Genomic DNA, 22,957 nt, shown 5'->3' on the forward strand with positions numbered 1-22,957 from the left:
GACGATGACCTGGGACGTCTGTATCTGTGACAACGAAACGGGGGTGGTGGGTGGACGAGGACGAGCGCGCACGGCTGGCCGAGTTCGTCGGCAGCCGGACTCCGGCGCTGATGCGGGTCGCGTACCTGCTGACCGGGGATCGCAACGCCGCCGAGGACCTGTTCCAGTCGGCGTTGGCGCGGACCATCCCGAAGTGGGGAACCATTCGGCACGCCGATCCCGAGGGCTATCTGCGGGTGGTGATGTACCGCGAGCAGATCAGCTGGTGGCGGCGACTCCGCCGGTGGCGGGAGACACCGCTCAATCCGGGCGACGAACCGGTCGGCGGCGACCCGAGCGGCGGCACCGACGTGCGGTTGGCGATGCGGGCCGCGCTGCGTCACCTGCCACCGACACAGCGGGCGGTGGTGGTCCTCCGCTACTACGAGGACCTGCCCGAAGCCCGGGTGGCCGAGTTGCTGGGCTGCTCGGTGGGGACCGTACGCAGCCGTACCCATCGAGCGGTGAAGCGACTGCGTGACCTGCTGCCGGACGTCGACAGGCTGGAGGTACGGCGATGACCGAACCCTTCGAGCACCTCATCCGCTCCACCCTCACCGACCTGGCCGAGGAGGCACCGATCGTGCATGACCAGTTGAGCCGAGCGGAACGGCTGGTGCGCAACAGACGTCGCGCCACTGTGACGGTGGGGGCGGTGAGCACCCTGGCGGCGATCCTGATCGCCACCCCGATCGCCCTGGCCGCGACCGGCTCGGACGAGCCTCCCCCTGCCGTGCCCAGCCCGGCTGGCCCGGCGGCCGTACCCAGCCCGTCCCCGCCCAGCATGGTGCCGACGGTCGTACCGAGCCCCGGGGGCGCGCCCGGGGACCCGTCGATCACGCCGGGTCCGCCCGGCGTACCGGGCCAACCGACTGTCAAGCCGAGCCCGTCGGGCCCGCCCGGTGTTCCGGACCGGCCGACTGTCACGCCAACCCCGTCGACTCCGCCCGCCCCGGGCGGTGTGCCGGGCCGGCCGACTGTCGTGCCGAGCCCGGCGCGTTGAGCGGAACCGCCCCGGCCTGACCGGTCAACCCAGGAGATTCCGGTCACCTTCGCGCGGCGCTCCCCGTACCGGCGAGCGTCGCGCGTCGCAGCGGCCGGCGGGCACCGGTCCGCCGAATTTGTCGAGGCCGACATGCCCGCTCATTCTTGGGCCATGACCGATCCCGGACACCCGAGGTGCGAGCTGCGGGGCCAACGATGAGCACCGCCATGGCCCGGGTGCCCGACTCCCTGCGGGGGCAGATCGTCACCCCCGGCGACCGCCGGTACGCGCAGCTGCGCTCGACGTACACCAGGTCGGCGTCTCCGGCAGCGGTCCTGCTGCCGAAGACCACCGCGCAGGTGGTCGACGCGCTGCGCTACGCGCGGGAGCAGCGGCTGCCCATCGCGGTCCGCAGCGGCGGGCACGGGCTGTCCGGAACCTCGTCCAACAACGGTGGGGTGGTCATCGACCTCTCCATGCTCAACCGGGTTCAGGTGATCGACGAGCGGGCCGGGCTGGTCCGGGTCGAGGCCGGTGCGCGCTGGGCGAACGTGGCGAAGGCGCTGGCCCCGTACGGGCTGGTGATCAGCTCGGGTGACTACGGCGGTGTCGGCGTCGGCGGCCTGGCCACCGGCGGTGGTGTCGGCTGGCTGGTCCGCGCCCACGGCCTCACCATCGACCGGGTCCGCGCCGTCGAGGTGGTGCTGGCGGACGGGACGCTGGTACGCGCGGACGCCGACCACGAGCCGGAGCTGTTCTGGCTGGTCCGCGGGGCCGGGGCCGGCACGGGCATCGTGGTGGCATTCGAGATCGAGGCGGCCGAGCAGCGCAACGTGGGTGTCGCGCAGCTGGTCGTCGAGGCGCATCCGGACGGCCGCACCGTCCGGGAGTGGACGAGCTACCTCGCGCAGGCGCCACGGGAGTTGTCAGCGGCCGCCGTGGTGTACGCGGAGGGTCGATCGGTCCTCATGTCCATCACCGCGGTGGTCGCCGCCGAGAGCCTGCGTCGGGCCCGACCGGCGGTGGAACCGCTGCTCGCCATCGGCAAGGTGCTCGAACACCGGACCGACCTGCTGCCCTACCCGACGCTGGTGCCGACAGCGCACCTCAACCCCAACGTCGGGCAGCAGCGTGGCACGACCACGAACGGTCTGTTCACCGCGCTGGACGACGCCGGGGCGCGGGCCGTGACGCGAGCGGTGACCGGGCCGGGGCGGGCGGTGATCCAGCTCCGCTCGTTGGGTGGGGCGGTCAACGACGTCGCCTCCGACGCGACCGCGTACCCGCATCGTCACCAGGACACGCTGATCGTGGCCTCGGTGTTTCCGCCGCAGGCCGACGCCGCCTTGAACGCCGCCTGGCGGGCCGCCGGGGCACGCGCCGACGGCGCGTACGTCAACTTCGAGAGCCGGCCGGACCCGGCCGCGTTCGCCCGGATCTACCCGGGCGAGACCGGAGCGCGGGTCCGGCGGCTGTGGAAGCGGTACGACCCGGACGGGGTGTTCCGATCGGCCCTGCTGACCGGCCAGGCCAACCGCGCCGGTCAGGGCAACCGGTCCAACGGCGCCGGCCAGGTCGACCGAACCGGTCAGGGCTCCCGCGCCGGCCGGTCCGGTCAGCCGCACCGACGCCGCCGCTGACGCCGGAGCCGATCCCGCGCCCACGCACACCCAGGTCCGATTCCCGCCAGCCGACGACCGGTCGAGCGGGGCATCATCGGTGACATGGAGATGGACTTCGAGCGGTGTTACCGGGCCGTGGACAGCCGTGACCAGCGGTTCGACGGCTGGTTCTACACCGGTGTGACGTCCACCGGGATCTACTGCCGGCCGTCCTGCCCGGCGATCACACCGAAGCGGCAGAACGTCCGGTTCTTTCCGTCCGCCGCCGCCGCACAGGGCGCCGGGCTGCGTGCCTGCCGCCGCTGCCGGCCGGACGCCGCGCCCGGCTCACCGCTCTGGGACGTCCGCGCGGACGTGGTCGGTCGGGCGATGCGGCTCATCGCCGACGGGGTGGTCGACCGGGACGGCGTACCGGGGTTGGCCTCCCGGCTGGGCTACACCGAGCGGCACCTGCACCGGATGCTGAGCGCCGAGATGGGTGCCGGGCCGCTCGCGCTGGCCCGGGCCCAACGCGCCCAGACCGCCCGGATTCTGATCGAGACGACCGACCTGGCGATGGCCGAGATCGCGTTCGCCGCCGGCTTCGGCAGCGTGCGGCAGTTCAACGACACGCTTCGCGAGGTGTACGCGAGCGCCCCGTCCGACCTGCGCACGGCCCGTGGTCGCCAGCAGGCGCCGACCGGGGCGGGGACCATCGCGCTCCGGCTGGCGTACCGCCCGCCGCTGCACGCCCGGGCGCTGCTGGACTTCCTCGCGGTGCGGGCGTTGCCCGGCGTGGAGGCGGTCCGCGACGGGACGTACCACAGGGGTCTGCGGTTGCCGCACGGCACCGGCCAGGTGGCCCTGACCCCGGTGGACGGGCACGTGGCGGCGACGTTGCGCCTCGCCGACCTGCGCGACCTGGCACCGGCGGTGGCCCGCTGCCGCCGGTTGCTCGACCTGGACGCGGACCCGGCGGCCATCGACGCCACGTTGGCCACCGATCCGGCGCTGGCCCCGGCAGTCGCCGCCGAACCCGGCATCCGCGTCCCCCGCGCCGTCGACGGCTTCGAGCAGGCCGTCCGCGCCATCATCGGCCAACAGGTCTCGGTCACGTCCGCAAGAACAACCCTCACCCGCCTCCTCACCACCCACGCCCACGCCCACACCCACGCCCACGCCCACGCCCACGCCCACGCCCACGCCCACGCCCATGCCCATGTTGATCATGAAGTTGTTGCCACTGACGACGGCGTGTCGGGACAACAACTTCATGATCAACGGGGTGGGGCGCCGGGTGGGGCGCCGGGTGGGCTGCGGGGGTTCTTGAGCGCGGAGGAGCTCTTGGGGCTGCCGGACTCGGGGTTCGGGATGCCGGTGGGGCGGCGGGAGGCTCTGCGGGGGTTGGCTCGCGCCGTTGTGGACGGGTCTGTCGACCTCGCCGCTGGAGTGGATCGGGAGGAAGCCGTTCGGCGGCTGCTCGCGCTGCCCGGCATCGGCCCGTGGACCGCCAACTACCTGGCCATGCGCGCCTTCGGCGACCCCGACATCCTGCTCAGCTCCGACCTCGCGGTCCGGCGCGGCGCCGCCGCGCTCGGCCTGCCCGACACCCCACCAACCCTCGACAGGTACGCCGAGCGCTGGCGGCCCTGGCGGTCCTACGCCACGATCAGACTCTGGAGAGCGGCATGAACATCGACAGCACCGTACTGAGCACACCGGCCGGCCCACTGAGCATCCTCGCCGGCCCCGACGGTGACGTACGGGCGGCCGGCTTCACACCGGACCCGGCGGCGCTGCTGCCCCTGGTCCACCCGGCCCTGCGGGCACCGCTACGGGAGCGGGCAGACCTCGGCCCGGTCAGCGCGGCGGTCCACTCCTACCTGGACGGTGACCTCGCCGCCATCGACACCGTGCCGGTCCGTCAACGCACCGGTGGAGAGTTCATGGCGCACGCCTGGCAGGTGCTGCGCGAGGTGCCGCCGGGCACCCCGGTCACCTACACGGGGTACGCCGCGCTGGCCGGTCGACCACCGGCGGTCCGAGCCGCAGCGGCAGCCTGCGCCCGGAACGCGGCGGCTCTCTTCGTGCCCTGCCACCGGGTTCTTCGCACCGACGGCACGCTCGGTGGCTACCGCTGGGGGCTGGACGTGAAGAAGTGGCTTCTCGGTCATGAGCGACGCTTGACAACAAGCTGACAGGAGCATCGACACTCATTGACGCTACCGTCTGGTAGTGCCTGTGGAGAGCGACGGCGACCCGGCCGCCCGGGCCGCCGCGGGCACCCACCCCGTGCACAACCTCTGGCGGCTGCGCCCCTACCTGCGCCCGTACGCCGCCGAGTTCGCCTGGCTGCTCGTCGCGGGCCTCGCCGGCACCGCGGCCGGGATCGCCGTGCCACTGGTCGTGCAGCGGGTAGTGGACGGGCCGGTGGCCCGACACGAACCGGCCGGGCTACTCCAGCTCGGTGGCTTGGCGCTGCTGCTCGGCGTGGTCGAGGCGGTGCTCATCTTCATCCGCCGGTGGGTGCAGTCGTCCTCGGCGGTGGGCATGGAGGCGGCACTGCGCGCCGACGTCTACGCCCACCTGCAACGGCTGCCGACCGGCTTCCACGACCGCTGGCAGTCCGGTCAGTTGCTCTCCCGGATCACCAGCGACCTGTCGGTGATCCGCCGGTTCCTCTCCTTCGGCGTGTTCTTCCTGGTGCTCAACCTGACCACGTACGTGGTCGTGGTGGCGCTGCTGATCAACCTGCATCCGGCGCTCGGGGTGCTGGTCGCGGCCAGCGCGGTGCCGCTGCTGCTGATCAGCCGCCGCTTCGGCAGGCACTACCACGCCGCGTCCCGCCGGATGCAGGATCAGCAGGGCGACGTGGCGACGCTGGTCGAGGAGACCGCGCAGGGCCTGCGCACCATGAAGGCGTACGGGCGGGGGCCCGAACTGGCCGCTCGCTTCGCCGGTGCGGCCCGGCGCCTGCACGACACCGGCGTCGGCAAGGGGCGGCTGCTGGCGAACACCTCGGCGCTGCTCGACCTGGTGCCCAACGTGACACTGGGCGTGGTGCTCGCGGCAGGGGCGGCCGCCGCCGCGCAGGGCACGCTCACCATCGGTGAACTGGTCGCGTTCGTCAGCCTCCAACTGATGCTCATCTGGCCGGTGCAGTCGCTGGGTTGGATCATCGCCAACGGTCAGGAGGCGGCCACCGCCGCCGACCGGATCCAGGAAGTGCTGGACACTCCACCTCAGATCGTCGACTCTCCCGACGCGGTCGCGCTGTCACGCGGCGCGGTGCACGGTCGGCTGCGCTTCGAGCGGGTCGCGTTCAGCTACCCGGGTGCCACCAGTGGGGTCCTGCGCGAGATCGATCTGACCATCGAGCCGGGCGAGACGTTGGCCCTGGTCGGCGCCACCGGCTCCGGCAAGAGCACGTTGCTCTCCCTGGTGCCCCGGCTGCACGACGTGACCACCGGCCGGATCACGCTGGACGGGCACGACCTGCGCGAGCTGCGGCTGGCCTCGCTGCGCCGGTTGGTCGGGGTGGCGTTCGAGGAGCCGACGCTCTTCTCCATGTCGGTACGGGAGAACCTCACACTGGGTCGCCCGGACGCCGGCGACGACGAGATCCGCGCGGCCCTCGCGCTGGCCCAGGCCGACTTCGCGTACGACCTGCCCTGGGGGTTGGCGACCCGGGTGGGCGAGCAGGGGTTGTCCCTCTCCGGCGGGCAACGGCAACGGCTCGCGTTGGCGCGGGCCGTGCTCGGCAGACCGGCGGTGCTGGTGCTGGACGACCCGCTCTCCGCTCTCGACGTGCACACCGAGGCCCTTGTCGAAGCGGCGCTACGGCGGGTCCTGCGCGACAGCACCGCACTGCTGGTGGTGCACCGGCCGTCGACGATCGCGTTGGCCGACCGGGTCGCCCTGCTGGAGGACGGCCGGATCACCGCGACCGGCCGGCACTCCGACCTGCTGGCCACCGTTCCGGCGTACCGGGCGCTGCTCGCCGCCGAGCCGCCCGCCGGGCATCCACCCCCGGCTGGAGCCAGCGGCCCGAGTTCGTCCCCTTCGGACGGGTGGGGGCTGGTGCGCTCGTGAGGGTGCCGGAGCAGGCCGACCCACCTCCCCCCGAGGAGGAGCCCGAGCTCACCCGCTGGCGCGGGACCGCCACCGACCCGGAGGCCGACCGCAGTCGAGCCGAGGACACCAGCCCGGAGGCGGTGGCCCGGCTACGCCGGCTCAGCCGCACCCTGCTGGGCGACCTGCTCCGCCCGCATCGGAGGCGTCTCACCGCGGCGGTCGCCCTGCTGCTGGCCCAGAACGCCGCCGCGATGGCCGGCCCGTACCTGGTCATGATCGGTATCGACCGGGCCATCCCGCCGTTGCGTGCCGGCGACGCCGGCCCGCTGGTCACCGTCGCCGGGGCGTTCGCGGTGGCCGCCGTGACCGAGTACGCGGCCCGCCGCGGCTTCCTCACCCTCTCCGCCCGGATCGGCCAGGCCGTCCTGCTCGACCTGCGGCAGCGGGTGTTCGGGCACTTCCTGCGGCTGTCGGTGGGCTTCCACGAGCGGTACACGTCCGGCCGGATGGTCTCCCGGCTCACCAGTGACCTGGACTCGATCGCCGAGCTGGTCGACGGTGGGATCGACAGCCTGGTGCTGGCCGGTCTATCCATCCTGTCGGTGGCTGCCATCCTGCTCTGGCTGGACCTGCCGCTGGCGGCAGTGACGCTGTTCGCCTTCCCCTTCCTGTTCTGGCTCTCCCGCTGGTTCGCCCGGTCGTCGGCCAGCGCGTACCGACGGACCCGGGACGCCGTCGCGCTGGTCATCGTGCACTTCGTCGAGTCGATGCGGGGCATCCGTGCGGTGCAGGCGTTCCGCCGGGAGCCTCGCAACCAACGGATCTTCGTGGCGCTCGGCGACGACTACCGGCGGAGCAGCCTGCACGCGTTCCGGCTGATCGCCACGTACTCGCCCGCGATCAAGCTGATCGGCAACGTCACAGTGGCGGTGGTGCTCTGCTACGGCGGTTGGCGGGTGCTCGGCGGGCAGACCGAGATCGGTGTGCTCGCCGCGTTCCTGCTCTACCTGCGCCGATTCTTCGAGCCGATGCAGGAGCTGAGCCAGTTCTACAACTCGTTGCAGTCGGCCACCGCCGCACTGGAGAAGCTGGCCGGGGTGCTCGACGAACGACCGGGCGTCGCCGAACCGGCCCGGCCCACACCGCTGCCGACCGGTCCCGGCCGTGGTGAGTTGATCTTCCGCGCGGTCGGCTTCGGCTACCGGGCCGACACCCCGATTCTCTGCCGGCTGGAGTTGACAGTGCCGGCCGGGCAGACGGTGGCGTTGATCGGCCCCACCGGGGCGGGCAAGTCGACGATCGCGAAGCTGGTCGCCCGGTTCCACGACCCCGACACCGGCACGGTCCGGCTGGACGGGGTCGACCTGCGCGACGTGCGCGACGCCGACCTGCGCCGCGCGGTGGTGCTGGTGACGCAGGAGAACCACCTGTTCACTGGGACCGTCGCGGAGAACATCAGGTTCGGTTGCCCGGGGGCCGACGACGCCGCCGTCCAGGCCGCCGCGCGGGCGATCGGCGCGCACGACTTCATCGCGGCGCTACCCGAGGGGTACGCCACCCAGGTGCACCGGCGCGGCGGCCGGCTCTCCGCCGGGCAACGGCAGCTGGTCGCGTTCGCCCGCGCGTTCCTGGCCGACCCGACAGTGCTCATCCTGGACGAGGCGACGTCGTCGCTGGACGTGCCGACGGAACGTCTGGTGCAGCGGGCACTCGGCACCATCCTGCGCGACCGCACCGCGCTGGTGATCGCCCATCGGCTTTCCACTGTGGAAACCGCCGACCGGGTGCTCGTCCTCGACGGCGGAAAAGTCGTCGAGGACGGCCCACCCGCCGTGCTCGCCGAGGCAGATGGCCGGTACGCCGCCCTGCACCGCCAGTGGCGTGACTCGCTGATCTAGTCGGGCCACCCCGTCCCGGCCACGACCGCCGGCCGGTGTGTTCGGCAGCAACTACGTCGCCCCGCACCCGGTAGGTGCCTACGATCGCATGATGACCGATACGGCGAGGACGGCCCGCGCCAGCGTTCCCGAGCGTCCGACCCTGGACGGGCTCGAGGAGAGCTGGGCACGCCGCTGGCAGGAGGACGGCACGTACACGTTCGACCGCTCGAAGCAGCGGAGCGACGTGTTCTCGATCGACACCCCGCCGCCGACCGTATCGGGCGAGTTGCACATGGGGCACGTCTTCTCGTACACGCACACCGACACCACTGCGCGGTACCAGCGGATGCGCGGCAGGGCCGTCTTCTACCCGATGGGCTGGGACGACAACGGCCTGCCCACCGAGCGTCGGGCGCAGAACGTGTACGGGGTGCGCTGCGATCCGGCGCTGCCGTACGACCCGGTGTGGCGGCCACCGGCGGCTCCGGTCGACGACGCCGCCCGCCGCGACCCCACCCCGATCTCCCGGCGCAACTTCATCGAGCTGTGCGAACGGTTGACTGTCACCGACGAGCAGGCCTTCGAGGCGCTGTGGCGACGGCTCGGACTGTCGGTGGACTGGTCCCTGACGTACACGACCATCGGCCGGATCGCCCGGACCACCAGCCAACGGGCGTTCGTCCGCAACCTGCGCCGCGGCGAGGCGTACCAGTCGGAGGCCCCGACCCTCTGGGACGTCGGCTTCGCCACCGCCGTCGCCCAGGCGGAGTTGGAGGACCGGGAGCGCCCCGGCGCCTACCACCGGCTGCGATTCACAGCGGCCGACGGTCGGGAGGTGCTCATCGACACCACCCGGCCCGAGCTGCTACCGGCTTGTGTGGCGCTGGTCTGTCACCCCGACGACGAGCGGTACGCCGACCTGGTGGGCGGCACCGTGCGCAGCCCGCTGTTCGACGTCGAGGTGCCGGTGTACGCCCATCCCCTCGCCGAACCCGGCAAGGGCACCGGTGTCGCGATGGTCTGCACCTTCGGTGACCTGACCGACGTGACCTGGTGGCGTGAGCTGGGGCTGGACACCCGGGTGGTGATCGGCCGGGACGGTCGGTTGCTCCCCGAGCCACCGCACGGGGTGCCGGCGCAGCCGTACGCGGCGCTGGCCGGGCAGAGCGTCAACGGCGCCCGCCGGGAGATCGTCGGGATGTTGGCCGACGCCGGTGACCTGATCGGCGAGCCGCGCCCGATCACCCACCCGGTCAAGTTCTACGAACGCGGCGACCGGCCACTGGAGATCGTCTCGACGCGACAGTGGTATCTGCGCAACGGCGGCCGGGACGAGGCGCTGCGAACCACGCTGCTGGGCAGGGGCGAGCAGTTGCACTGGGTGCCGGCGCACATGAAACACCGCTACGACAACTGGGTGGGCGGCCTCAACGGGGACTGGCTGGTCAGCCGTCAACGCTTCTTCGGCGTGCCGGTGCCGGTGTGGTACCGGCTCGACGACACTGGCGAGCCGGACTGGTCCCACCCTCTCACGCCGGACGAGTCCGCGCTGCCGGTCGACCCATCCAGCGATCCGGCGCCCGGTTACGACGAGTCGCAACGCGGCCGACCGGGCGGTTTCATCGGCGATCCGGACGTGCTGGACACCTGGGCCACGTCCTCGGTGACCCCGCAGATCGTCGGTGGCTGGGAGACCGACCCGGACCTGTTCGCCCGGGTCTTCCCGATGGACCTCCGCCCGCAGGGGCAGGAGATCATCCGGACCTGGCTCTTCGACAGCGTCGTCCGGTCGCACTTCGAGCACGGGGTGCTGCCCTGGCGGGACACAGTGCTCTCGGGCTGGATCCTCGACCCGGACCACAAGAAGATGGCCAAGTCCAAGGGGAACGTGGTCACCCCACTGGCCCTGTTGGAGCAGCACGGCTCGGACGCGGTGCGCTACTGGGCGGCCAGCGGCAAGCCCGGCATGGACCTGGCCTTCGACCCGGCGCAGATCAAGGTCGGCCGGCGGCTGGCCACCAAACTGCTCAACGCGTCCAAGTTCGCGCTCGGGCTGGGCGCGGCGGACGCGTTGCGCGCCCCGTACGACAACTCCAGTTCGGCGCGTCTGACGCCGCGCCGCGACCTGGAGCTGTCGGCCACCACCCCACTGGACCGGGCCATGCTCGCCGAGCTGGCCACCGTGGTCACCGCCGCGGGCACCGCCTTCGACTCGTACGACCACACGGCGGCCCTGCAGGTCACCGAGGCGTTCTTCTGGCGGTTCTGCGACGACTACATCGAGCTGGTCAAGGAGCGGGCCTACGGCACCGGCGCGGCGGCGGACTCCGCACGGGCGGCGCTGGCCTCGGCGCTGTCGGTGCAGCTGCGGTTGTTCGCCCCGGTGCTGCCGTACGTGACCGAGGAGATCTGGTCGTGGTGGCGGTACGGCTCGGTGCACCAGGCGCCGTGGCCCACCACCCACGAGGTGGCCCGGACCATCGATGGCTCGGGTGAGCCGGCGCTGCTGCGGCTCGCCGGTGACGCGTTGAGCCAGGTGCGACGGGCCAAGTCGGAGCGGAAGTTGTCGATGAAGGCGGAGGTGCCGTTGGCGGAGGCACTCGGCCCGGCGGCGCTGCTGGAGCAGCTCACGCTGGTCGCCGACGACCTACGGGCGGCGGGCCGGATCGGCAAACTCGACCTGCTCCCGGACCGTACCCCGGAGTTGGTCATCGCCTGCGCCTTCTGACCGGGGTCCGCCGCCGCCCGCTCGGGCGGCGGCGGACCGGCCGGTCACCAGCCGCGCAGGAAACGCAGCCCGAGCAGGAACGCGATCACGGCGGGCCCCACCAACAGGGTGATCGCCTGGAGCCGGTACGGCATCCGGTGCCGGGTCAGCTCGCCCGCGTTACCGAGCACGATGGCCCCCGCCAGCATCAGGAACGCGCCCCACCAACCCGTCTCCAGGTGGATCAGCTCCACCCGGATCAGTTGCAGGGTCAGGCCGAGCAGCGCCCCGGTCAACGCGAGCAGCGCCACCGCCCGGTGCAGGCCCCGGGCCAGCGGGTGGGCGGCGCGCCAGCCGTACGTGCCGAACACCGCCAGGCAGGGCAGCACCACCATGAGCGGCCAACCCCGCCCCATCACGCCGAACATCAGCAGTGCGCCCACAGCGAAGACCATCGTGCCGACACAGGCCAGCATGTACCCGGCGAAGGCCCGGCCGCCGCCGCGAGCGAGCAACGGCCCACCGCTGGCCGCGATCAACGCGGCCGGGATCAGGATGAACACCGCCCACCAGTGGAACTGACCGCTACCCTGAGCCGCCGTGGCGACGGTGGCACAGGCCAGCCCGGCGACGGCCAGACTGGTCAGCCACGGCCGGCTGCTCCGGGAGTATGGCTCAGCCAACGACGTCCGCTCCGCTTCGACGCTCACGCCCACCAGCCTGGCCCGAGGTGGCCCGACCGGTCCATCCGGCCAGCCCTACCGCCGCGCGGGGGCTGGCCGGAACAGCGTCCCGCACGGCTGTCAGCTCGTCTCGCCAGCCACGCTGAACGAACGCAGGCGGTCGATGGCGAGCACTGTGAAGCCGACGCTGACCAGCGCGGTCATCACCGACGCCACCGGCACCGACACGCTGGTCTCCAGCAGCCCCGTGGGGGCGATCCGGTCGGCGAGGGCGATCACGTACTGCTGGATGGAGAGCACCTTGGTGCCGCTGACGAAGTTGCCCAACAGCCCCTCCCAGATCAGCACGTAGACCAGCCCGAGCAGCACCGGCCGCCTGGTGACCAGGCTGAGCGCGAGGAACAACGCCGAGTACGCCAGCGCGCCGAGCGCCGCCGCGACCGCCAGCGCCAGTCCGAGGCGTACCGAATCGGCGAGCACGCCCGCGACGTAGAGCGGCACCGCCACGGTGACCGCGGTGACCCCGGCGGCCACCGCGAGCTTCGGCAGCACGATCTGCCAGCGCGGCAGCGGCTTGGTCAGGATGTGCACCACGGTGCCGTCGTCGATCTCGGCGCCCAACACGCCGGTGCCGATGATCAGCGCGACCACCGGCAGCACCACGGCCAGCCCGAGGCCGACAAGCACCGGCGGGCCCCACTGGCCCGGGTCCACCCCGAGCGACCGGCAGAGCACGGCCAGCCCGAGCAGCACCAACGGCAGCGGTAGCAGCAGCAGGAACCGACGTCGGCCGAACAACCCGCGCGCGGTGATCCAGGTAACTGTCGACATGTCAGGCCTCCACCAGGTAGGAGAAGACGCTCTCCAGGGACTCGTCGGACGGCACCAGCTGGCGTACCCGAATGCCTTTGTTCAGCGCGATCCGGGGTAGCGCCCGGGTGAACGCGCCGTAGTCACCGGCCCGCACGGTCAGGCCGGTCGGGTCCAGTTCGACCCCACTGACCGACGCCTCGGCGATCAGCGCGACGGCCAGCGCCCGGTCGTCGGTGGAGCGCACCGCGAACACGTGCGGGCGGTTGGTCATCAACCGGCGGATGGTCCGGAAGTCGCCAGAGGCTGCCAAGCGGCCGGCCACCATCACCTGCACCGTCCCGGAGACCTGTTCGACCTCCTCCAGGATGTGCGAGCTGAACAGGATCGTCCGGCCGGCATCACCCAGAGTGTGCAACAGCTGCATCATGTGCAGCCGCTGACGCGGATCCATGCCGTTGAACGGCTCGTCGAGCAGCAACACCTGCGGGTCGTGCACCAGCGCGGCGGCCACCCGGGCGCGCTGGCGCATGCCCTTGGAGTACGTGCCGATCCGGCGGTCCTGCGCCGACTCCAACTCCACCAGATCGATCGCCCGCCGGGCCGCCGCCGCCGGATCGGGCAGCCGGTGCAGCTTCGCGCTGGCCAGCACGAACTCGTACGCGGTGAGGAAACCCTGCACCGCCTCCCGCTCGCTGACCAGCCCCAGCCGCCGGTAGACGTCGGGGTTGCGCCAGGTCGGCTCCTCGTCGAGGGTGACGGTGCCGCGCGACGGAGCGAGGAACCCGGCCATCATGTGCAGCAGCGTGGTCTTGCCGGCGCCGTTCGGGCCGAGCAGCCCGGTCACACCCGGGCCGAGGGCCATGCTGATGTCGTTGACAGCGACCACGTTGCCGTACCACCGGGACACCCCGGTCAGGCTCAGCGTGCTCATCAGGAGGCGACCTTCCGGTAGCGGGCCAGCAGGAGGGCGGTCGCGCCGGCGACCAGCAGCACCGCGGCCAGGGCGTAGACCGGGCCGAACCCGCCGATCATCATCTCGCCCGGATCGCCCTCGACCAACAGGTCGCCCAGCGACCAGATGCCCACCCCCTGCACAAGCGTGGATGGTGAGGCGAGCCCGGCCAGCTCGTTGGCGGCGCGCGACGGCAGGATGCTCAGCACGCCCACGATCGGGGTGGTCATCAGGAAGACAGCGACCACGCCGCCGGCGGCGAAGGCGCGCTTACCGGTCAGCGACGCGACCAGCAGGCCGATCGAGGCGAAGACCACAGCCCACAGCCCGGCGTAGAGCAGCCCGGGCAGCAGGTCGAGCAGCTCGTTCCAGACCCCGCGCATGCCCTGCTTGGTGGTGAACGCGGCACCCAGGAACATCAGCAGCTGCGGCCCGCCGAGCAGCAGCCAGAGCGCGGTGACCAGCGCCAGCAGCTTGGCCAACGCGTAGTCGGTGCGCGGCAGCGGCCGGGAGAAGTACAGCGGCAGCACACCGCTGCGCAGATCCCGGGAGACCAGCTCCGGGGCGACGACCGCGACGAAGAAGATGACCAGCCAGCTCATCGCGTCGGCGAACTGGGCGTACGTGGCGACCGGCTCGCCGATCTGGCTGCGTACCGCGGCCAGGGCCACCGCGACCAGGGTGACGATGCCGACCACCAGCCACGGGAAGATCTTGGCCTTGGCGCTGCGCCCGAAACCGAACGCGGTGCGCAGACCGTGCAGGTAGAGCGCGCCGAAGACCTGTCGGCGGCCGAGCCTCGGGCCCTCGTAGCGTTGGTAGCCGATGTCGTGGATGACGCCCGTCGGCGTGGGGCGCACTGCGGCGGTGGACGGCTCAGGCATGAGTGAGCTCCCTCGTGGCGAAGAGTTCGGCCACCCGGTGCCGGCGCTGGTCCAGTCGGTGCAGTGGCAGGTCCAGTTCGGCGACCGCACCGAGGATCAGGTCGTAGGTGCCGTCGTCGGCGAGCGGCACGAGGAGTAGCCGCCCGTCCCGGGCGACAGGCAGTTTCAGTTCGGCGAGTCGGGCGGCGAGTTCCTCGGTGCCCTCGCTGACCTCCACGGCGAGCACGTCAGTGGCCGAGGTCATCGCGGAGATGTTGTCGGCGCGCAGCAACCGGCCGCCGTCGATGGCGATCAGCGTGTCGCAGATCCGCTCCACCTCGCCGAGCAGGTGCGAACAGACCAGCACGGAGATGCCGAACTCGGTGCCGATCCGGTGTACCAGGGCCAGCATGGCGTCGCGTCCGGCCGGGTCCAGGCCGTTGGTCGGCTCGTCCAGCAACAGCAGGTCGGGGTCGTGCACCAGCGCCTGGGCCAGCTTGACGCGCTGCTTCATGCCGGTCGAGTAGCCACCGACCGGGCGATAGCGCTCCTCGTAGAGCCCCACGTGCCGCAGCGCCTCCGAGGCCCGCTCACGAGCCGCGGTGCGGGGAAGGCCGCTCATGCGACCAAGGTGGGTGACCAGCTCGGCGGCGGACAGGTCCGGTGGGAGGCAGTCGTGTTCCGGCATGTAGCCGACACGGTTGCGGACAGCCGCCGGGTCTGCGGTCGGGTCGATGCCGAGCACCGAGACCTGACCGCTGGTTGGTGCGATCAGGCCGAGCAGAATCTTGATCAACGTGGATTTGCCGGCGCCGTTCGCGCCCACCAGGCCGATGATCCCGGGCTCGACGGCGACGGTGAGGTCGGCCAACGCGGTGACCCGACCTCCGTACGTCTTGGTGAGCGACTGGGTCGCGATCAGTGTCACGGGCCCAGCGTAGGGAGTCGATGCCCAGCAGGGACACCGGCACGCCCCCGGCACTCCCCTGATCCTTTCCCGGCCGGACCCCTAAGGTCCCCGGCGGAGGCTCCCGCGACGTTTGCGCCGGTCCCGCGTTCGGCCCGACCCCGCCTTGGAAAAGACCCGTCCAAGGTGACACCATTCACCTCCCGTTCACCAGGCAGCGACAGGCCCGGTGATCGACCGACGACGCGGGAGGGATCCTGATGGCCGAGGTGGGCGTCCCCAAGGTGAGCGTCGTGGTGCCGGCGTACAACTCCGGCCGACACATCGAGAAGCTCGCTGCCTCGCTGCTGCGCCAGTCACTGCCCGCCGACGAGTTCGAAGCCATCTTCGTCGACGACGGCTCGACCGACGACACCGCGAAGCGCCTGGACCGGCTGGCCGCCGAGCACCCACACATCAGGGTGCTGCACATCGAGAACTCCGGCTGGCCGTCGCGTCCGCGCAACCTCGGCATCGACCACGCCCGCGGCGAGTACGTCTTCTTCGCCGACGACGACGACTGGTTCGCCGACGAGGCACTGGAGCGGCTCTACGCCTGCGCGACGGCGAACGACGCCGACATCGTGGTGGGGAAGATGGCCGGGTACGGACGCCCCGTGCCGCGGGAACTGTTCCGCAAGAACCGCTTCAACGCCACCCTGGCGAACGCGCCACTGATCGACAGCCTGACCTGTCACAAGCTGTTCCGGCGCGCGTTCCTCAACGAGCACGGTCTGCGGTTTCCGGAGGGCGGCAAGCGTCGGCTGGAGGACCACGCGATGGTCGCGCGGGCCTACTTCCTGTCCCGACACACATCGGTGCTGTCCGACTACATCTGCTACCACCACGTCCAGAGGACCGACGCGCGCAACGTCACCGCGAGCCCGCTGGAGCCGTCGAGCTACTACCGCGCCGTGCGGGACGCGTTGGACATCGTCGACGCGCACACCGAGCCCGGTCCGCTGCGGGACCGCTTGCACCGACGCTGGCTGCGCAACGAGATGCTCAGCCGACTGCGCGGCAAGCGGCTGCTGGAGGCCCCCGAGGCGTGGCTGGAGGAGGTCGCGCTGGAAATCCAGAAGATCATTCAGGACCGCTTCGCCCCTGGCGTCGCCGCCGGGTTGCCGCCCCTGCTACGGGCCGTGGCATACCTGGCGGAGCGGGGCCGCGTCGCGGACCTGCGCAAGCTGGCCCACTGGGAGGCGGGCATCGCCGCGCACGGCACGATCGACGAACTCCAGCACGCGGACCACGCCGTCACGGTGACCCTCGCCGCCGAGCTGCGCTCGGAGAACCAGCCGGTCGGCTTCCGCGCCGACGATGGTCGCGACGTGCTGGTGCTCCCGATGGACGAGATCGCCGCCGAGGTGCTTGACGCCACCGCGCAGGTGCGCAAGGCCCGCCTGGACCTGGTGGCCCGCCACAGGGAGACCGGCGCCGAGATCTTTCTTCCGAACACCTTCCAGACCGAGCGGATCACCGGTGGGACCGGAGCGGACACCGTCCACCTGGTGCACCGGGCCACCGCCACTATCGACTTCGCCGCCCTCAACGGCGGCCGGACCAGGGGCAGCTGGCAGCTCAAGGCCCGGATCAGCAACGTGGGCTGGACCGAGGACGCACGACTGCCGCTGGTGTTCATCTGCCGGGCCGACGGCTCGCGACCCCGGATCCGCGACGAGCGGAAGGTGTGGAACCGGGTGCGGTCGGCGGTAGGCCGACGGATCAAGCGCTGATCCGCCCGCTGGGGTCTTGGAGTGGCGCCCTCGACCGATCGGCGGTCGGCTGCGAAACTGTGTGCCGGTCAGCGAGTGGGGGGTGTGGATGAGCAACGGCTGGGTGCTGCCCGACGAGGTGCTACGGGACGCACCGGCGTACACGCCACGTCCCGGTGAGCTCGCGGATCTGGAGCTGCTGCTGACCGGCGCGTACGCCCCTCTGACCGGTTTCATGACCCGCGCCGACCTGGTGTCGGTCAGCCGACGCGCTCGGCTGGCCGACGGCACACCGTGGCAGGTCGCTGTCGTTCTCCAGGTGCCGGCCGCCCTGGCGCAGAGCTTCGATCCGCGCGACCCGGCCCGCCGGGCGCTCGTGCTGACCGACGGGGAGGGCGCCCCGGCGGCCGCCCTGGACGTGGCCGACGTCTGGCCGGTCCGCGAGGGTGTGGCGGGAGTGGGCGGCCAGGTTCGACGGCTGGGCGACGGTGGGCACGGTCCGTTCCAGCGACTGCGGCGTAACCCGGAGGAGGTCCGTGCGCTGCTGCCCCCGGGCCGGGTGCTCGGGGTGATCGCCGATCGGCCGCTGCATCGTCCACAGCTCGCCCAGATCGCTCACGCCGCCCGCACCCTCGCCGCCCATCTACTCGTGATGATCCCGGTCGGCGAGGGCGGCGCAGACGGGCTCCCGCCGGAGGCGCTGGTCCGTACGATCTTCGCCGCGCGGGACCGGATGCCACCCGCCACCCTGGTCGCGGTGCCGCTGTCGCACCGACGCGAGGAGATCAGCGACGCGTTGCTGCGCGCCCGGGTCTCGGCCGCGTACGGGGTCACCCACCTGCTCTCCACCGGGGAGATGCTCTCCGGCGCCGGGCTGCGTGTGCTGGTGCCGCGCGAACTCGCCTACGACAACCGGGACGGGCAGTGGCGTTGGCGGGAGGACATCCCGCCGCGCAACCGCCGGCTCGCGCTGACCCAGCCGGAGATCGACGATCTGCTCGACCGGGGCTTCCCGCTGCCGGAGTGGCACACCCCGCCCGCTGTGGCGCGGGAGTTGGCCCGGGCCCGGCCGCCGCGTCGGCAGCGAGGGCTGGTGGTCTTCCTGACCGGCCTCTCCGGCTCCGGCAAGTCGACGATCGCCCGAGGGCTGGCGGACGCGTTGCGGGAGAGTGGCGACCGCACGGTGACCCTGCTCGACGGGGACGTGGTGCGTCGGGAACTCTCCGCCGGGCTGGGCTTCAGCAAGACCGACAGGGATCTCAACGTCCGGCGGATCGGCTGGGTGGCCGCCGAGATCGCCCGGCACCGTGGGATGGGCATCTGCTGTCCGATCGCCCCGTACGCGGCGGCCCGGGCCACCGCCCGGGAGATGGCCCTCGCCGCCGGATCGGGTTTCGTGCTGGTGCACGTGGCCACCCCGCTGGAGGTGTGCGAGCAGCGGGATCGCAAGGGCCTGTACGCGCGGGCGCGCGCCGGCCTGCTCACCGGAATGACCGGCATCGACGACCCGTACGAGGAGCCGACCGACGCCGATCTGGTGCTCGACACCACCGACCTGAGTGTGGCGGACGCGGTGCAGGCAGTGCTGCACCATCTGACCGAGACCGGCTGGGTGGAGCTGAAGATCGCCACCGCCTGAGACGTCGCCGTACCCGTTCCTTCCACCGCTGAGCGGCACGCGCTAGTGTTCATCTTTGTTGGAACACGTTTGACCGCGTGAGGGTACGTGGACGTCCGGGGAGGCACGGCGGATGCTCGCTCAGCAGCGGCAGGCGGCCATCCTGGAGCGGGTCCGCTCGGCCGGCGGCGTCCGGGTCAGCGAGTTGGCAGGCGAGTTCGGCGTTTCCGACATGACCATCCGGCGTGACCTCGATGCGCTGCACGAGCGCGGCCTGCTGGCCAAGGTGCACGGCGGCGCGACCACGACCGGGCCAAGCTCGACCGACGAGCCAGGCTTCCGCGCCAAGTCGGTCCGCCAACTGCCGGAGAAGGCCGCCATCGCCGACCGGGCGGCCCAGCTGGTCCGGCCGGGAGCGGCGGTCGCTCTCTCCGCCGGCACCACCACCGCCGAGCTGGCCCGCCGGCTGGTGGACGTGCCCGAGCTGACAGTCGTCACCAACTCGCTGCCGGTGGCCGAGATCATGCACGCCGGCGGCCGCCCGGACCAGACGGTGGTGCTCACCGGCGGCGTACGCACACCGTCGGACGCGCTGGTCGGCCCGCTCGCGGTCGGGGCCGTCCGGTCACTGCACCTGGATCTGCTCTTCCTGGGCGTACACGGCATCACCGAACGGGCCGGCTTCACCACCCCGAACCTGATGGAGGCGGAGACCGATCGCGCCCTCGTGGCGGCGGCGGACCAGCTGGTGGTCCTCGCCGACCACACCAAGTGGGGCACTGTCGGCATCTCCTCGATCGTCGGGTTGACGGCGGCCCACGTACTGGTCAGCGACGACCGGTTGCCTCCACCCGCACGACGGGTACTCGGCGAACACGTGGGCGAACTGATCATGGTCAAGGCGACAGGGGCGGGCCGCGCGACGCGCACGCCGACAACCGAGGGGACGGCGCCGTGAAGCGCACCGCGATCGACCTGGCCGACGGCCGGGAGCTGATCTACTTCGACGAGCGCGACGACGCGGTTCGCGACCAGCCGGACCGTCGGGACCTGCCACCCCCTCCTCCCGCGTCGCAGCTGCGCTACGACCCGTTGACCGACGAGTGGGTGGCGGTCGCCGTGCACCGGCAGACCCGCACCTTCCTCCCGCCAGCGAACGAGTGCCCTCTCGACCCGTCGGTGGGCGACCGGCTGACCGAGATTCCCGCACCCGACTACGACGTGGTGGTCTTCGAGAACCGGTTCCCGTCGCTGAGCGGTCGGGTGGCCGAGGAGCCCGGGGAGATCACCCCGTTCACACCGGTCCGGCCGGGCCTCGGCCGCTGCGAGGTGGTCTGCTTCACGTCGGACCACAACGCCTCCTTCGCCAGCCTGTCCCCGCGCCGGGTCCGCACCGTGCTGGATGCCCTCGCCGACCGCACCGAGGTGCTCGGCGCACTGCCCGGCGTCGAGCAGATCTTCTGCTTCGAGAACCGGGGCGTGGAAATCGGTGTCACGCTGCACCATCCGCACGGCCAGATCTACGCGTACCCCTTCGTGACGCCGCGCACCCGCGCGCTGCTGGCCGCGGCACGCCGGCACGCCGAGCGGACCGGCGGGGGCAACCTGTACGCGGACGTGCTGGCCGCCGAGCGCGCCACCGGCGACCGGGTGGTCACGGAGAACGAGCACTGGACGGCGTTCGTCCCGGCGGCCGCCCGCTGGCCGTTCGAGGTGCACGTCGCGCCGCACCGCGTGGTGCCGGACATCCCGGCGCTCAGCGACAGCGAGCGGGACGCCTTCGGGCCGCTCTACCTGGATCTCCTGCGCCGCTTCGACGGCCTGTTCGACATGCCGATGCCGTACATCTCGGCCTGGCACCAGGCTCCCGTGCGGATCGACCGCGAGCTGGGCCACCTGCACCTACAGCTGTTCAGCATCCGGCGGGCCGCTGACAAGCTGAAGTACCTGGCGGGCTCCGAGTCCGGGATGGGCGTCTTCATCAACGACATCGCCCCGGAACGCGCCGCCGACCTGCTGCGCGCCGCCTGAACGCCCCCGGCCGCCAACCTCGGCCCGCTCCGGGCTCCGGGCTCCGGGCTTGCGGGCGTTCGGGCTCGCGGGCGTTCGGGCTCGCGGGCGTTCGGGCTCGCGGGCGTTCGGGCTCGCGGGCGTTCGGGCTTGCGGGCGTTCCGCACGGCCGTGAGCGCGGCCCGACCTCCCACCCCAAACGGCAGGAAGCGTGATGTCTGAGAGTCATCGTGATGACTCACAGACATCACGCTCTCTGGAGTGTCCGCCGGCCGGCACCGTCGTGCTCTGCCACCAAACCTGGCCTCGGGGAACGGTCTCGGCGGTCGAGGCCAATCCCCGCTCGGCCGCCGCGGGGGACACGGGCCATGGCGGCGTCGCGCAGGGCTAAGACGGCATCAGCCCTGCTGTGCGCGTGCCCTGAGCTTGGCGTGGCACGGCTCGCGCGTGGCCTGAGCTTGGCCCGGCCTGAGCTCGACCCGGCCTGAGCTCGACCCGGCCTGAGCTCGGCCCGGCCTGAGCTTGGCGTGGCAAGGCTCGGACGTGGCCAGAGCTTGGCGCGGCCTGAGCTTGGTGGGAAACAGGGCGCGGGGGGCCCGGGACAGGGCCCCCCGCAGGGAAGGGACGGCTGGCTGTGCACGGCACAGCCGGGAAGGCTGGCTGATCGGCGCACGGGTGCCGCGGGTCGACCGTGGTCAACCTTCCTGGACGCGACTGGCATCTCGTCCATCCTGGTCAACGAGGCGCGCCGGTAGCAGTGACGCCGATCGGCGCGGCGGCGCCGGACACGCCGAAGCCCGCCGGCAGGAATGCCGGCGGGCTCCGATGACGCGGTACGCCTGAATCAGGCGGCGATCTTGCGGGCCAGGTTCTCGTCGAGCGCGTTCATGAACTCGTCGGTGGTCAGCCACGGGGCGTCGCGCGAGATGAGCAGCGCGAGGTCCTTGGTCATCTGGCCACCCTCGACGGTGTCGACGATGACCTGCTCCAGGGTGTTGGCGAACTCGGTGACCGCCGGGGTGCCGTCCAGCTTGCCCCGGTGGGCCAGGCCCCGGGTCCAGGCGTAGATCGACGCGATCGGGTTGGTCGAGGTCTTCTCGCCCTTCTGGTACTGCCGGTAGTGCCGGGTGACGGTGCCATGCGCGGCCTCGGCCTCGACGGTCCGGCCGTCCGGGGAGAGCAGGACGGAGGTCATCAGACCCAGCGAGCCGAAGCCCTGCGCCACGGTGTCGGACTGCACGTCACCGTCGTAGTTCTTGCAGGCCCAGACGTAGCCGCCCTCCCACTTGAGCGCGGCGGCGACCATGTCGTCGATGAGCCGGTGCTCGTAGGTGATGCCAGCAGCGGCGAACTCGGCCTTGAACTCGGTCTCGAACACCTCGGCGAAGATGTCCTTGAACCGGCCGTCGTACGCCTTGAGGATGGTGTTCTTGGTGGACAGGTAGACCGGGTAGTTGCGGTCCAGTCCGTACCGGAACGACGCCCGGGCGAAGTCCCGGATCGACTCGTCGTAGTTGTACATGCCCATGGCGATGCCGCCGCCGGGGAAGTTGGCGACCTCCATCTCCATCGGCGCGCCGCCGTCGGCCGGGGTGTAGGTGATGGTCACCGTGCCCGGGCCGGGGACGACGAAGTCGGTGGCCTTGTACTGGTCACCGTGGGCGTGCCGGCCGATGATGATCGGCTTGGTCCAGCCGGGGACCAGCCGCGGCACGTTGGACATGATGATCGGCTCGCGGAAGACGACACCGCCGAGGATGTTGCGGATGGTGCCGTTGGGCGACCGCCACATCTTCTTCAGGCCGAACTCCTCGACCCGGGCCTCGTCCGGGGTGATGGTCGCGCACTTGACGCCGACGCCGTGCTCCTTGATGGCATTGGCGGCGTCGATCGTGACCTGGTCGTCGGTCTCGTCACGGTGCTGGATCGACAGGTCGTAGTAGTGCAGGTCGACGTCGAGGTAGGGCAGGATCAGCTGCTCCCGGATCTGCTTCCAGATGATCCGGGTCATCTCGTCGCCGTCGAGTTCTACGACCGGGTTGTTTACCTTGATCTTCGCCATCGGCCGGCG

At 71.7% G+C, this 22,957-nt stretch carries 17 protein-coding genes and 2 pseudogenes; 13 read left to right on the plus strand and 6 right to left on the minus strand.

Going from position 1 to position 22,957, the window contains the following annotated elements; translation table 11 throughout:
- The first annotated feature begins 50 nt into the window (after positions 1 to 50).
- The 9 genes and pseudogenes from NIE111_RS30775 to valS all read left to right on the plus strand — a co-directional run bounded on the left by NIE111_RS30775 (position 51) and on the right by valS (position 11,307).
- Positions 51 to 560: a SigE family RNA polymerase sigma factor gene (locus tag NIE111_RS30775; protein ID WP_238687730.1), complete on the plus strand. Its 510-nt coding sequence runs from the start codon at positions 51 to 53 to the stop codon at positions 558 to 560.
- The gene (locus NIE111_RS30780; RefSeq protein WP_238687731.1) at positions 557 to 1,042 is read left to right on the plus strand and encodes a hypothetical protein; all 486 of its coding nucleotides are present in this window, start codon (positions 557 to 559) and stop codon (positions 1,040 to 1,042) included. Before NIE111_RS30775 ends, NIE111_RS30780 begins: the two co-directional genes overlap by 4 nt.
- Positions 1,043 to 1,239: 197 nt before the next feature.
- Positions 1,240 to 2,664, plus strand: a complete 1,425-nt coding sequence (locus NIE111_RS30785) for an FAD-binding oxidoreductase (RefSeq protein ID WP_238687732.1) — start codon at positions 1,240 to 1,242, stop codon at positions 2,662 to 2,664.
- 84 nt (positions 2,665 to 2,748) lie between these two features.
- A pseudogene (locus tag NIE111_RS30790) lies at positions 2,749 to 3,771 on the plus strand (bifunctional transcriptional activator/DNA repair enzyme AdaA); the annotation flags it as partial.
- A 162-nt stretch (positions 3,772 to 3,933) separates the two neighbouring features.
- Positions 3,934 to 4,317 (plus strand): annotated as a pseudogene (locus tag NIE111_RS32365) (DNA-3-methyladenine glycosylase family protein); the annotation flags it as partial.
- Entirely contained in the window at positions 4,314 to 4,823 is a 510-nt protein-coding gene (locus NIE111_RS30795) for a methylated-DNA--[protein]-cysteine S-methyltransferase (protein ID WP_238687734.1), read from the plus strand. The pseudogene NIE111_RS32365 and the gene NIE111_RS30795, both read left to right, overlap by 4 nt.
- A 37-nt stretch (positions 4,824 to 4,860) precedes the next feature.
- Positions 4,861 to 6,717, plus strand: coding sequence for an ABC transporter ATP-binding protein (locus NIE111_RS30800; protein ID WP_238687735.1), 1,857 nt, complete (start codon positions 4,861 to 4,863; stop codon positions 6,715 to 6,717).
- Positions 6,714 to 8,597, plus strand: a complete 1,884-nt coding sequence (locus NIE111_RS30805) for an ABC transporter ATP-binding protein (protein WP_238687736.1) — start codon at positions 6,714 to 6,716, stop codon at positions 8,595 to 8,597. The genes NIE111_RS30800 and NIE111_RS30805 overlap by 4 nt, the downstream gene beginning before the upstream one ends.
- 91 nt (positions 8,598 to 8,688) lie before the next feature.
- Positions 8,689 to 11,307, plus strand: a complete 2,619-nt coding sequence (valS, locus tag NIE111_RS30810; RefSeq protein WP_238687737.1) for a valine--tRNA ligase — start codon at positions 8,689 to 8,691, stop codon at positions 11,305 to 11,307.
- A 44-nt stretch (positions 11,308 to 11,351) separates the two neighbouring features.
- Here valS and NIE111_RS30815 read toward each other — a convergent pair whose 3' ends face one another.
- From NIE111_RS30815 to NIE111_RS30835, 5 genes are all read right to left on the minus strand, one after another.
- On the minus strand, positions 11,352 to 11,996 hold the full coding sequence (locus NIE111_RS30815) for a hypothetical protein (protein WP_238687738.1): 645 nt from the start codon (positions 11,994 to 11,996) through the stop codon (positions 11,352 to 11,354).
- 93 nt (positions 11,997 to 12,089) lie between these two features.
- Positions 12,090 to 12,800, minus strand: a complete 711-nt coding sequence (locus NIE111_RS30820) for an ABC transporter permease subunit (protein ID WP_112583758.1) — start codon at positions 12,798 to 12,800, stop codon at positions 12,090 to 12,092.
- A 1-nt stretch (position 12,801) separates the two neighbouring features.
- Positions 12,802 to 13,713, minus strand: a complete 912-nt coding sequence (locus NIE111_RS30825) for an ABC transporter ATP-binding protein (RefSeq protein WP_238687739.1) — start codon at positions 13,711 to 13,713, stop codon at positions 12,802 to 12,804.
- Positions 13,713 to 14,618 (minus strand): ABC transporter permease, encoded by a 906-nt coding sequence (locus tag NIE111_RS30830; protein ID WP_238687740.1) that lies wholly within the window; start codon positions 14,616 to 14,618, stop codon positions 13,713 to 13,715. The genes NIE111_RS30825 and NIE111_RS30830 overlap by 1 nt, the downstream gene beginning before the upstream one ends.
- The gene (locus tag NIE111_RS30835) at positions 14,611 to 15,525 is read right to left on the minus strand and encodes an ABC transporter ATP-binding protein (RefSeq protein WP_091406315.1); all 915 of its coding nucleotides are present in this window, start codon (positions 15,523 to 15,525) and stop codon (positions 14,611 to 14,613) included. The genes NIE111_RS30830 and NIE111_RS30835 overlap by 8 nt, the downstream gene beginning before the upstream one ends.
- A gap of 239 nt (positions 15,526 to 15,764) precedes the next feature.
- Here NIE111_RS30835 and NIE111_RS30840 point away from each other — a divergent pair, with 239 nt between their 5' ends.
- The 4 genes from NIE111_RS30840 (at position 15,765) to galT (ending at position 20,907) form a co-directional block, all read left to right on the plus strand.
- The gene (locus NIE111_RS30840) at positions 15,765 to 17,279 is read left to right on the plus strand and encodes a glycosyltransferase family 2 protein (protein WP_238687741.1); all 1,515 of its coding nucleotides are present in this window, start codon (positions 15,765 to 15,767) and stop codon (positions 17,277 to 17,279) included.
- Positions 17,280 to 17,367: 88 nt separating this feature from the next.
- Positions 17,368 to 18,897: an adenylyl-sulfate kinase gene (gene cysC / locus NIE111_RS30845; protein ID WP_238687742.1), complete on the plus strand. Its 1,530-nt coding sequence runs from the start codon at positions 17,368 to 17,370 to the stop codon at positions 18,895 to 18,897.
- Between the two features lie 112 nt (positions 18,898 to 19,009).
- Positions 19,010 to 19,834 carry a DeoR/GlpR family DNA-binding transcription regulator gene (locus NIE111_RS30850; protein WP_238687743.1) on the plus strand — a complete coding sequence of 275 codons (825 nt, stop codon included), beginning with the start codon at positions 19,010 to 19,012 and terminating at the stop codon, positions 19,832 to 19,834.
- Positions 19,831 to 20,907: a galactose-1-phosphate uridylyltransferase gene (galT, locus tag NIE111_RS30855; RefSeq protein WP_238687744.1), complete on the plus strand. Its 1,077-nt coding sequence runs from the start codon at positions 19,831 to 19,833 to the stop codon at positions 20,905 to 20,907. The genes NIE111_RS30850 and galT overlap by 4 nt, the downstream gene beginning before the upstream one ends.
- Positions 20,908 to 21,730: 823 nt before the next feature.
- Here galT and NIE111_RS30860 read toward each other — a convergent pair.
- A complete protein-coding gene (locus tag NIE111_RS30860; protein ID WP_124773753.1) occupies positions 21,731 to 22,948 on the minus strand; it encodes an NADP-dependent isocitrate dehydrogenase in 1,218 nt (405 codons plus the stop codon).
- Between the last annotated feature and the right edge of the window lie 9 nt (positions 22,949 to 22,957).

The sequence above is a fragment of the Micromonospora hortensis genome, from assembly GCF_022230935.1.
GTDB lineage: Bacteria > Actinomycetota > Actinomycetes > Mycobacteriales > Micromonosporaceae > Micromonospora > Micromonospora hortensis.